Raw genomic sequence first — 11,226 nt, forward strand, 5'->3', positions numbered from 1 at the left:
GAGCGTTGAAGGAGCGGACTGTGAACACTGTGCCCGAAGAGTACCTGCTGGCCGGCGGGGAGAGCATCAGCACCCTGCCGAAAGTGTCGCTGCACGACCACCTGGACGGTGCGCTGCGCCCGCAGACGATCATCGAGCTGGCAGACGCGGTCGGCCTCGAAATTCCAGAAACGGATGCCGTCGCCCTCGGTGACTGGTTCACGTCTCAGGCAGATTCCGGGTCGCTGGTCGAGTATCTCAAGACCTTCGACGTGACGATCGGCGTCATGCAGACCCGTGAAGGCCTGGTTCGCGTCGCCCGCGAATACGTGCAGGATCTCGTCGCAGACGGCGTTGTTTACGGCGAGGCGCGCTGGGCCCCTGAGCAGCACCTCACCCGAGGGCTCACCCTCGATCAGACGGTCGAGGCCGTGCAGGAGGGCATCGAAGAGGGCATTGCGGATGCCGCCGCCAACGGCCGCGAGGTGCGCGTCGGCCAGCTCGTCAGCGCCATGCGCCACGCGCATCGAGGCCTCGAGATCGCGGAACTCGCCGTGCGACACCGCGACAACGGTGTCGTCGGCTTCGACATCGCCGGGCCCGAGGCGGGGTTCCCGCCGGCGAACTTGCGCACGGCGTTCGACTATCTCGCTGAACACTTCTTTCCCGCGACGGTGCATGCGGGGGAGGCGGACGGGCTGGACAGCATCCGCAGTGCTTTGATCGACGGCCGGGCGCTGCGGCTCGGGCACGGCGTGCGGCTGGCCGAGGACATCGTCGTGGAGCGACAGGACGACGAGAACACCTACGTGTCGCTCGGTCTGCTCTCGCAGTGGGTCAAGGATCGTGAGATCGTGCTGGAGACCTCCCCGTCGTCGAATCTGCAGACCGGCGCGATCGCGCAGTGGGGCGACGACATGGTCGACCACCCGTTCGACCTGCTCTACCAGCTCGGCTTCCGCGTGACGGTCAACACCGACAACCGACTGATGAGCGGAACGACGCTCAGCCGCGAGCTGGCGCTCTTGGCCGAGACGTTCGACTACGACCTCGACGACCTGCTCGCGTTCCAGCTCAACGCGGCAGCAGGCGCATTCCTGCCGCTCGAGGAGCGCGAGGACCTGGCCGATGCGCTCGCTGCCGGCTTCGACGACGTGTGACGGCGGGCCGCCGTGATGATGTGGGCTGAGTACAGGCTGCGTACGGGCTGCGTGCTCGGCTGAGCGTTCGGCTGAGTGTCAGCCTAGACTCAGCGGGATCGCATCCGTTGTGACGATACGCTGAAGGTATGCCTCTCCCACCGTTGCCGGATGCTGCAATCTCCCTCGGAGTTCGAGCGTTGGATTGGCGCGATGCGGTTCGACTGGCGGGTGAGGCGTTGAGCCGTTCCGGCGCGACGCGCGCCGAGTACACGTATCGGATGGAGCAGCTCGTCGACGACTATGGCGCGTACATCGTGATCGCGCCGGGGCTTGCCCTCGCGCACGCCCGGCCGGGGCCGGATGTGCGTCGCGACGGTCTGAGCGTCGTGACGCTGTCGAGCCCGGTCGTTTTCGGGCATCCGCACAACGACCCGGTCTCGATTGTGATCGGGCTGGCCGTTGCGACACCGGATGCGCATGTCACGACGATCGCGGCCCTCGCGAACGTTTTCAATGACCCGGATGCGACCACGCAGCTGGCCGCCGCCAGCGACCCGGACGAGGTGCGGCGCATCTTCGCGATCGATCAGCGCGAAGCTCAGCCTGATGGAGTCATCGGATGAAGATCGTCGCCATCTGCGGGGCGGGGGTCGGCACCTCCGGCATCCTGAAGGTGAATGCGGAACGTGTGCTCGAGCGGTTGAATATCGCAGCGGACGTCACGGCATCGGACGTCGCAAGCCTCGCCACTACCGCGGCAGACGCACAGGTGATCCTGACGTCGCCTGAGCTGGTGGACCGCATCGGACCGACCAACGCCGACATCGTCGTGATCGAGAACTACTTCGACCTCGACGAACTCGAGGGCAAGCTCGACGAGGCCCTCGGCTGACCCTCCCGCTGGTCGAGTAGGCCGCCCGCGGCCGTATCGAGACCTGGTGAGCCGGTGTAGGAGGGTCTCGATACGCCTGCTCGCTGCGCTCGCGGGCTACTCGACCGGCGACTGCCGGTGGTCGAGTAGGCCGCTCGCGGCCGTATCGAGACCTGTGAGCCGGTGTGGCCCGGTGGTCGAGTAGCGAGGAACGAGCGTATCGAGACCCGGGAGCCGGTGTGTGGGGTCTCGATACGCCTGCTCGCTGCGCTCGCGGGCTACTCGACCACCGAGCGATACGCCTGCTCGCTGCGCTCGCGGGCTACTCGACCAGCGAGTACCGCTGGTTGAGGAGCAGCCGACGAAGGAGGCCGCGTCTCGAAACCACGACCCTGCCGACGTATCAGGCCTGCGTCAACGCCTGCATCGCCGCCCCGAGGGCCGCGACCCGCGACTCCGCTACCGCGCGGCGCTCCTCGACGGTGCCCTCGTCGCTCGACGCGTCGATATAGATCTTCAGCTTCGGTTCGGTGCCGCTCGGCCGCACCATCACGCGCGACCCGTCCTCGAGCAGGATGCGCAGCACATCGCTCGGCGGCAGGCTCCCGAAGCCGTCACTCAAGTCGTCGATCTGTGTGACCCGCACGGAACCGAGCGAGGCCGGGGGTTCGCGTCGCAGTGCGGACATGATCCGCGTGATGTCCGCCAGATCGGTGACCCGGATTGAGATCTGGCCGGATGCGAAGAAGCCGAACTTCTGCGCGAACCGGTCGAGCTGATCTGCAATCGTGAGACCCTCTGCCGCCAGCGAGTTCGCCAGGTCGAGAAACGCGACGGCCGCCGAGATCCCGTCTTTGTCGCGGATCGTGTCCGGGTTCACCAGGTAACCGAGAGCCTCCTCGAAGCCGTAGATCAGTCCGGGGGCGCGCGACACCCACTTGAAGCCGGTCAGTGTGTCTTCAAAATCGAGGCCGTACGCGGTTGCGACCGCCTTGAGCGCCGGCGAGGAGACGATCGAGCAGGCGAGTGCTCCGCCCGCCGCGGAGTCGCCTGTTGCCGCAGCCTCGGCGAGCTCCGCCGCGCGCCAGCCGAGCAGGGTGCCCACCTCGTTGCCGCTCAGGCGCCGGTAGCCGTCCGGCGCCGACGGATCAGGAATTGCGACGGCGAGCCGATCGGCATCCGGATCATTCGCGATGACGAGGTCGGACCCGGCCTCGCGTGCAGTGGCGAACGCGAGGTCCATCGCGCCGGGCTCTTCCGGGTTGGGAAACGCCACCGTCGGGAACGCCGGGTCGGGGTCGATCTGGGCGGTGACAACCGTCGGGGCAGCGAGGCCGACCCTGGCGAAGGTCCGCTCGGCGGTGCGCCAGCCAACGCCGTGCATCGCCGTGTAGGTGAACGAGACGGCGTCCAGCGGTGCGATGGACGCTGCGACGGATGCGGTTGCCTCGATGTAGCTTGCCTCGACGGATTCTGGCGCGACTTCGTAGGCATCCGATCGGGTGAGCGTGGCAATGCTGCCCTCAGCCACGCGAAGGATGTGGGCGGCGATGCCGCTGTCGGCCGGCGGCACGATTTGCGAGCCGTGATTCTCGTCGCCGAGATAGACCTTGTAGCCGTTGTCGTTCGGCGGGTTGTGACTGGCGGTGACCATGACACCGGCGCTGACGTGCAGGTGGCGCACCGCGAACGCGAGAACGGGGGTCGGCATCATGCGGGGGAGCAGGACAGCGCGGATGCCTGCGCCCGTCATCAGCTCGGCCGTGTCGCGTGCGAAGACCTCGGAGTTTTTGCGCCCGTCGTAGCCGATCACGACGGAGGGCCGCGTGCCCTCCGCGTGCTCCATGAGATAGGCGGCGAGCCCGGCGGCCGCCTGCGCGACGAGCACTCGGTTCATCCGATTCGGGCCGCCCGCGATCTCGCCGCGGAGGCCCGCCGTGCCGAACGCGAGCCGGCTGTCGAAGCGCGAGTGCAGGTCATCCGTCGCCTCAGTTGAGCCGGCTTCTGCCGCGATCAGCAGCGCTTGCAGTTCGTCGCGGGTTTCCGGGTCGGGGTCCTGCGCGATCCAGTTGCGCACGCGCTCGAACAGGTCGGCGTGCCCTGTGCCGCTCACAGTGCGTTCACAATCCGTGCGAGCAGTGCGCTGATAACCGGTTCCGCGGTGCGGCCCGCCTCGATCACTTCTTGGTGGCTGAGCGGCGTCTTCTGGATGCCCGCGGCCAGGTTCGTGATGAGCGACATGCCGAGGATCTCCATGCCGGACTGGCGGGCGGCGATCGCTTCCAGCGCCGTGGACATGCCAACGATTTGCGCGCCGATGGTCTTGGCCATCTGCACCTCGGCTGGTGTCTCGTAGTGCGGGCCGCGGAACTGGCAGTACACGCCTTCGTCCAGGCTCGGGTCGATCGAGCGGGCAAGGTCACGCAACCGCGGCGTGTAGAGGTCGCTGAGGTCGACGAACGTCGCGCCCTCGAGCGGTGAATCCGCCGTCAGGTTGATGTGGTCGCTGATCAGCACGGGGGAGCCGGGTTTCCAGGTCTCCTTGATGCCGCCGGCGCCGTTGGTCAGCACCATCACGGTCGCGCCGGTCGCGGCGGCAGTGCGCACACTGTGCACGACCCTCCGAGTGCCGTGGCCCTCGTAGTAGTGCGTGCGCGCACCGATGACAAGCGCCCGCTTGCCGCTTTCCAGCAGGATCGAACGCAATGTGCCTACATGACCTTCGAGCGCAGGTTTGCCGAACCCGACGACATCCGTGGCTGCGATCGTGGCGGTGGTCTCGCCGATCAGGTCGGCCGCCTTGCCCCATCCGCTGCCCAGCGTGAGGGCGATGTCGTGATGTTCGACACCCGTGAGTTCCGCGATCCGGGCCGCGGCGTCACGGGCGACAGCGAACGGATCCACCTGCGGATCGTCGAGCGGGTTCTGCGTTGATTCTGGCATTGTCCCACTCTAAGCGAGTCACAAAACGACGGACAATTTCTTCGACGCGCCTGCGCAGATGAGCAGCACGCGGCGTGTCACGATAATTATCCGTCGTTTTGTAAACGTGCCATGTTTCGCACTGTGCCGTGGCTACGCGACAATAGAGCAATGGCCTTTGAGTTCGAGCGCAAGCAGAGAATCACCGTCGTGGGGGGCGGGCCCGGCGGGTACGAGGCCGCACTTACCGCGGCACAACTCGGAGCGGAAGTTGCGCTCGTCGAGCGGGCAGGCGTCGGCGGTTCCGCCGTGCTCACCGACGCGGTGCCGTCGAAGACGCTGATCGCGACCGCGGATGCCGCCCACGCCATTGGCGAGGCGGCCGACCTCGGCGTGCAGTTCTTCAGCAGAAACGAGACGGGCAAGCCGGTTCGCCCCGAAGTGGCGGTCAACCTCGCCGCCGTCAACAAGCGCCTGCTCGGCCTCGCCCGGCAGCAATCGGAGGACATGCGCTCTGAACTGGTGCGCTCCGGCGTGCACATCATCGCAGGTGAGGGGCGACTCGACGGCCCCGGGGCGGTCATCGTGTCCACGGCCAAAGGCAAGAACGGCACAGACTTCGACCGGATCGAATCCGACACGATCGTCGTATCGGTCGGCGCGAGCCCGCGCCTACTGGCCAGCGCGATGCCGGACGGCGAACGCATCCTCACCTGGACGCAGCTGTACGAGCTGCAAACGGTGCCCGACCACCTCATCGTCGTCGGCTCCGGAGTCACCGGCGCCGAATTCGCTTCGGCCTACATGGCACTCGGTTCCAAGGTCACGCTGATCTCCAGTCGCGAGCGAGTGCTGCCCGGCGAAGACGCCGATGCCGCAGGTGTGATCGAGAAGGTCTTCAAGCGCAACGGCATGACGGTGCTGTCCAAATCGCGCGCCGAATCCGTCGAGCGCACGGAAGACGGCGTGCTGGCGACCCTTTCTGACGGACGCACGGTCGAGGGCAGCCACTGCCTGATGGCGGTCGGTTCGATTCCGAACACCGCCGGCATCGGCCTTGAGGATGCCGGTGTTCAGCTGACCGAATCCGGCCACATCCGCGTCAATCGCGTTGCACGAACCTCGATGCCGAACATCTACGCGGCCGGGGATTGCTCGGATCTGCTGCCGCTGGCATCCGTCGCGTCGATGCAGGGGCGCACGGCCGTGTTCCACGCGATGGGCGACGCGGTCAGCCCGATCGAACTCCGCAACGTCAGCTCGAACATCTTCACGCAACCCGAGATCGCGACCGTCGGCTGGACGCAGAAGCAGATTGAAGAGGGCATCGCGCAGGGCGACATCTACAAGTTGCCTCTCAAGTCGAACCCGCGAGCGAAGATGATCGGAATGAAGGACGGCTTCGTCAAACTGTTCGCGCGCACCGGCAGCGGCACCGTGATCGGCGGCGTCATCGTTGCGCCGCGCGCCAGCGAGCTGATCTTTCCGCTCGCGCTCGCGGTCGAACACCGCCTCACCGTCGACCAGGTTGCCCGTGCGTTCACGGTGTATCCGTCGCTGTCCGGCTCCATTTCGGATGCCGCGCGCGCGATGCATATCGTGCTGTAGGCAGTGCTCTAGGCCGCTCTGTAGACAGCTGCGCGAGCGGTGTCGACGCACCCATCCGCCTGGATTTGGGCTGCGAGATTTCTGCGAATCTGTACAGGAAAGCCGTCCGAGCATATGAATTCGCTATCAGTGTGAGCTGATCCGTGAGGCGGGAGAGTATTTTTCTCAGCGGGTACCGCGAAGTACAACCTCGTGGTTCCTGCCCGCGATCCGGGACGGATCCCGACCCATAAGGAGACGACGATGTCGAGTGTCACCAGCAAACGCCCTACTGCAGGTCCGGAGGTGAAACTCAAGAGGCACGTTGGACCGATAGGCCTGCTGTTCGCAGCGATCGGTTCGATCATCGGCTCCGGATGGCTGTTCGGTGCGTTCAACGCGTCGGCGATTGCCGGCCCGGCCGCCATCTTCTCTTGGTTGATCGCCGGCGTCATGATTATCTTGATCGGTCTGTGTTACGCGGAGCTCGGGCCGATGTTCCCGATCTCAGGCGGGGTGGTCCGCTTTCCGCACATGGTGTGGGGCTCGTTCGGCAGTTACACGATGGGCTGGATCACCTGGATTGCTTCGGCGGCGGTGCCGGCCATCGAGGTGGAAGGTGCTCTCACGTACGGCACCAAATACGCGCCGTTCACGGTGCTGGCCAAGGATGGCGGCACCTCCGCTCACGTGCTGACACCCCTGGGGATGGTCGTGGCGATCATCCTTCTTGCCGTCTTCGTCGTCATCAACTACTTCGGTGTGCGCCTGTTCGCTCAGGTGAACACCGTGCTGGTCTGGTGGAAGATCTTCGTGATTGCACTGGTGATCGTCGTCTTCATCCTGACGGCGTTGGCGACCTCGGGTGCGCAGGCGATCGGCAACTTCGGGTCCAATGGGTTTGCGCCCAAGGGATTCGCCGCCGTCTTCGTCGCGATCTCCACAGCGGGCATCACGTTCTCGTTCCTCGGCTTCCGGCAGGGCATCGAGTTGGCGGGGGAGACCACGAACCCGAAGCGCAACATCCCGCTGGCCGTCATCGGGTCGGTTGCGATCACCGCGGTGCTGTACGCGCTGCTGCAGGTCGCCTTCACGATGATGGTTCCGGCCAAAGCGCTATCGCACGGCGGATGGGCGGGCCTCTCATTCACCAACGATTTCGGGCCGCTCGCCGCACTCGCGACGATCGCCGGCATCGGCTGGTTGGCCTACGTGCTGTATTTCGATGCGATCATCTCGCCGTTGGACACCGGCCTCATCTACACCACAGTGACCTCGCGCGTGTCGTACGCCGTGGGGCGTAACGGCAACGGGCCGCGCTGGCTGGCAACGAACAACAAGCACGGGGTGCCGATCTGGAGTCTGATCCTGTCGTTCTTCGTCAGCATCATCTTGTTGTTGCCGTTCCCGAGCTGGCAGCAGCTGGTCGGATTCATCACCAGCGCGACGGTGCTGTCGTTCGGCACCGGCCCGCTTGCACTCGCGGTGATGCGTCGCAAGCTGCCCAACCATGAGCGCCCGTTCCGGTTGCCCGGTGGCGACATCATCCCGTTCCTCGCCTTCTACAGCACGAACATGATCGTGTACTGGGCCGGCTGGGCGACGAACATGGACCTGATGATCGCCATTCTGATCGGTTACGTCTTCCTTGTGATCTACCAGCTGACGAGCAAGCGGCCGGACCGCCCGCCGCTCGACTTCAAGTCGAGCGCGTTCTGGGTGCTGCCGTGGCTCGCGCTGATGACACTGGTGAGCTGGCTGTTCGACCCGGCGAGCCACCCGGACATGTTCTTCTGGGTGTTCCTGATCAACCTCGTGATCACAGCGGTGATCTACTACATCGCCGTCAAGATCACGCTGCCGACCGAGACGATCAAGAAGTACATCGAACAGGCTTCACACGAGTCCGAAGTCGAAGAAGAAACCCTCGCGGGCGGCCACATCGGCTGACCCTTGTGGGGTCTCGATACGCTCGCTAGCGCTCGCTACTCGACCACCGGAACTGTTGGTCGAGTAGCCCGCGAGTGCAGCGAGCGGGCGTATCGAGACCGAGGGCGTCCGGCGTCACAGAGTCGGGTCTCGATACACGTATTCGCTGCGCTCATGCGCACTCGACCACCGGTACGAGCGAGCGGGCGTATCGAGGCCGACGAACGCTCTCAGACGATGTTGAGCAGGCGGTGGCCCGAGGACACCGTCGAGCCGACCTCGGCGTTGAGCTCGGCGACGGTGCCGTCCTTATGGGCGGTCATCGGCTGCTCCATCTTCATCGCCTCGAGCACCAGCATCAGGTCGCCCTTGACAACGGCGTCGCCTTCGCCGACCACGAGTTTGACGATGGTGGCCTGCATCGGCGCTGTGACCGAATCGCCGGTCGACGTCACAACCGCGTGTGAACTGCCGCGACGCTTCGGCGACGGGGACGCTGCGGCGTGCGCGCCGGCCCGGCCGAGCAGCCGGGTCGGCAGGCTCACCTCGATGCGCTTGCCCTCCACCTCCACGACGACGCTGTGCCGGACCTCCGCGGGGCGTGCCGCCTCGGCTTCGCCGCTCCACGGTTCGATCTCACCTGTGAACTCGGTCTCGATCCAGCGGGTGTACACGCTGAACGGTTTGCCGTCTGCCGGGGCGAACGCCGGGTCGTTCACCACGGCGCGATGGAAAGGCAGCACGGTCGGCAGCCCGGCGACCTCGAACTCGTTCAAGGCGCGGCGGGCGCGGTCGAGAGCATCCTCGCGGGTCGCGCCGGTCACAATCAGTTTGGCCAAAAGCGAGTCGAACGCGCCCGAGATCTCGTCTCCGGACTGCACGCCGCTGTCCACGCGCACACCGGGCCCACCCGCGGGCTTGAATACGTGGATCGGCCCGGGCGACGGGATGAAGCCGCGCCCGGCATCCTCGCCGTTGATGCGGAATTCAAAGGAATGGCCGCGTGGTGGCGGGTCGTCATAGTCGATCAGCCCGCCCGCAGCGATGCGGAACTGCTCGCGCACCAGGTCGATTCCGGTGACCTCTTCAGAAACCGGATGCTCGACCTGCAGCCGCGTGTTCACCTCAAGAAACGAGACGGTTCCGTCTTTTCCGATCAGGAATTCGCAGGTGCCGGCGCCGACGTAGCCGACAGCCTTCAGGATCGCCTTCGACGCTCGGTATAATTCCGCGGTCTGCTCCTCGGTGAGGAACGGTGCCGGTGCCTCTTCGACGAGCTTCTGGTGTCTGCGTTGGAGGGAGCAATCGCGGGTGGAGATGATGACGACGGTGCCCGCGGCATCCGCCAAGCACTGCGTCTCGACGTGACGCGGCTGATCGAGATACTTCTCGACGAAGCACTCGCCGCGCCCGAATGCTGCAACAGCTTCCCGGGTGGCTGACTCGAAAAGTTCAGGGATCTCCTCACGGGTCCGCGCCACCTTCAGCCCGCGCCCGCCGCCGCCGAATGCCGCCTTGATCGCGATGGGCAGGCCGTGCGTGTCGACGAAGGCGAGCACCTCGGCGGCGCCCTCGACCGGGTTCAGGGTTCCGGGCGCGAGCGGCGCGCCGACGCTTTCCGCGACGTGCCGGGCAGAAACCTTGTCGCCGAGGCGTTCGATCGCGTCCGGCGACGGGCCGATCCAGATCAGGCCGGCACCGATCACTGCGCGGGCGAAGTCGGCGTTTTCGGCGAGGAATCCGTATCCGGGGTGCACGGCATCCGCCCCGCTGCGCCGAGCGATCGAGAGCAATTTATCGACGACGAGATAGGTTTCGGCACTGGTGGTGCCGCCGAGAGCGTACGCCTCGTCTGCGAGTCGCACGTGCAGAGCGTCACGATCCTGATCCGCATACACCGCGACGGATGCGATCCCGCTGTCTTTCGCCGCTCTGATCACTCGAACGGCGATTTCGCCCCGGTTGGCTATGAGGACTTTCGTTATTCGCGGCACAGTTCCCTAGCCTATTCGGCTGCACGGCCGCCGTTTTGGTTGGTGCCCACAAAAATGCTGCACAACCCGGTGGGATGTCTACAAACGATTCCAGAGACTCGTCCAGTCGTAGCCGAGCGTGCGGACGAGCGTGCGCAGGGTTGACAGTGAAAGTCCGACGACCGTGCTGGGGTCGCCGTCGACGTTCGTGATGAACGGACCGCCCAGGCTGTCGATGGTGAATGCGCCGGCGACCGCGAGCGGCTCTCCGGATGCGACGTACGCGTCGATTTCACCTTCGGTGACATCACTCGCGAACGTGACGGATGCGCTTGCCACCGCACCAACCGCCGGCCCGGCACCTGCACCTGCACCTGCACTCGCACTCGCACCCGCACCCGCACCTGCACCTGCGGCGGCACCTGCACCTGCGGCGCTGTGGTCGATCAGCCAGTGGCCGGAGTGCAGCACGCCGGTGCGCCCGCGCTGCTGGTGCCAGCGTGCGCGGGCGACCTCGGGCTCATGCGGTTTGCCGTAGCTGACGCCGTCGAGCTCGAAAGCGGAATCACCGCCCAGGATCAAGCCGTCAATTGGTGCGCCGTCGACGAGAAGGTCGGCGACGGCTTCTGCTTTTGCGCGGGCGAGCAGCTGCACGAGCTCGGCTGAACTCAGTGGCTTGCCCGTGGCCGCTTCCGCAGCTGCCACGGCGGCAGGCTCGTCGACGTGCGACGGCACGACGATCGGTTCGATTCCGGCCGCCCGCAGGAGTGCAAGGCGAGCGGGGGAGGTCGAGGCGAGGTACAGGCGCATCTCTTCAGGTTAC

At 65.9% G+C, this 11,226-nt stretch carries 9 protein-coding genes; 5 read left to right on the top strand and 4 right to left on the bottom strand.

The window, feature by feature from the left end; genetic code table 11:
• The first annotated feature begins 20 nt into the window (after nt 1-20).
• From QU604_RS07015 to QU604_RS07025, 3 genes are all read left to right on the top strand, one after another.
• Nucleotides 21-1,139: an adenosine deaminase gene (locus tag QU604_RS07015; RefSeq protein WP_308468089.1), complete on the top strand. Its 1,119-nt coding sequence runs from the start codon at nt 21-23 to the stop codon at nt 1,137-1,139.
• 128 nt (nt 1,140-1,267) lie between these two features.
• Nucleotides 1,268-1,744, top strand: a complete 477-nt coding sequence (locus QU604_RS07020) for a PTS sugar transporter subunit IIA (protein ID WP_308468090.1) — start codon at nt 1,268-1,270, stop codon at nt 1,742-1,744.
• A complete protein-coding gene (locus QU604_RS07025; protein ID WP_308468091.1) occupies nt 1,741-2,013 on the top strand; it encodes a PTS sugar transporter subunit IIB in 273 nt (90 codons plus the stop codon). Before QU604_RS07020 ends, QU604_RS07025 begins: the two co-directional genes overlap by 4 nt.
• Nucleotides 2,014-2,395: 382 nt before the next feature.
• Here QU604_RS07025 and QU604_RS07030 read toward each other — a convergent pair whose 3' ends face one another.
• Both QU604_RS07030 and QU604_RS07035 read right to left on the bottom strand, forming a co-directional pair.
• Nucleotides 2,396-4,105, bottom strand: coding sequence for a phospho-sugar mutase (locus QU604_RS07030; protein ID WP_308468092.1), 1,710 nt, complete (start codon nt 4,103-4,105; stop codon nt 2,396-2,398).
• Nucleotides 4,102-4,935, bottom strand: a complete 834-nt coding sequence (locus QU604_RS07035; protein WP_308468093.1) for a purine-nucleoside phosphorylase — start codon at nt 4,933-4,935, stop codon at nt 4,102-4,104. Before QU604_RS07035 ends, QU604_RS07030 begins: the two co-directional genes overlap by 4 nt.
• Nucleotides 4,936-5,085: 150 nt before the next feature.
• Here QU604_RS07035 and QU604_RS07040 point away from each other — a divergent pair, with 150 nt between their 5' ends.
• Both QU604_RS07040 and QU604_RS07045 read left to right on the top strand, forming a co-directional pair.
• Nucleotides 5,086-6,522: an NAD(P)H-quinone dehydrogenase gene (locus QU604_RS07040; protein ID WP_308468094.1), complete on the top strand. Its 1,437-nt coding sequence runs from the start codon at nt 5,086-5,088 to the stop codon at nt 6,520-6,522.
• A gap of 243 nt (nt 6,523-6,765) precedes the next feature.
• Nucleotides 6,766-8,451 (top strand): APC family permease, encoded by a 1,686-nt coding sequence (locus tag QU604_RS07045; RefSeq protein ID WP_308468095.1) that lies wholly within the window; start codon nt 6,766-6,768, stop codon nt 8,449-8,451.
• A gap of 209 nt (nt 8,452-8,660) precedes the next feature.
• Here the strand turns inward: QU604_RS07045 and QU604_RS07050 are convergent, their stop codons facing one another.
• Nucleotides 8,661-10,424 carry an ATP-binding protein gene (locus QU604_RS07050; RefSeq protein WP_308468096.1) on the bottom strand — a complete coding sequence of 588 codons (1,764 nt, stop codon included), beginning with the start codon at nt 10,422-10,424 and terminating at the stop codon, nt 8,661-8,663.
• A 78-nt stretch (nt 10,425-10,502) separates the two neighbouring features.
• Nucleotides 10,503-11,213, bottom strand: a complete 711-nt coding sequence (locus tag QU604_RS07055; protein WP_308468097.1) for a Maf family protein — start codon at nt 11,211-11,213, stop codon at nt 10,503-10,505.
• Nucleotides 11,214-11,226: the final 13 nt, after the last annotated feature.

This window comes from Rathayibacter sp. SW19, assembly GCF_030866825.1.
In the GTDB taxonomy this organism is placed as follows: Bacteria; Actinomycetota; Actinomycetes; order Actinomycetales; family Microbacteriaceae; genus Rathayibacter_A; species Rathayibacter_A soli.

Coding starts and splice junctions, on each gene's coding strand:
- QU604_RS07025 (WP_308468091.1), top strand. CDS start 1,741: ATGAAGATCGTCGCCATCTGCGGGGCGGGGGTCGGCACCTCCGGCATC.
- QU604_RS07045 (WP_308468095.1), top strand. CDS start 6,766: ATGTCGAGTGTCACCAGCAAACGCCCTACTGCAGGTCCGGAGGTGAAA.
- QU604_RS07020 (WP_308468090.1), top strand. CDS start 1,268: ATGCCTCTCCCACCGTTGCCGGATGCTGCAATCTCCCTCGGAGTTCGA.
- QU604_RS07040 (WP_308468094.1), top strand. CDS start 5,086: ATGGCCTTTGAGTTCGAGCGCAAGCAGAGAATCACCGTCGTGGGGGGC.
- QU604_RS07035 (WP_308468093.1), bottom strand. CDS start 4,935: ATGCCAGAATCAACGCAGAACCCGCTCGACGATCCGCAGGTGGATCCG.
- QU604_RS07055 (WP_308468097.1), bottom strand. CDS start 11,213: ATGCGCCTGTACCTCGCCTCGACCTCCCCCGCTCGCCTTGCACTCCTG.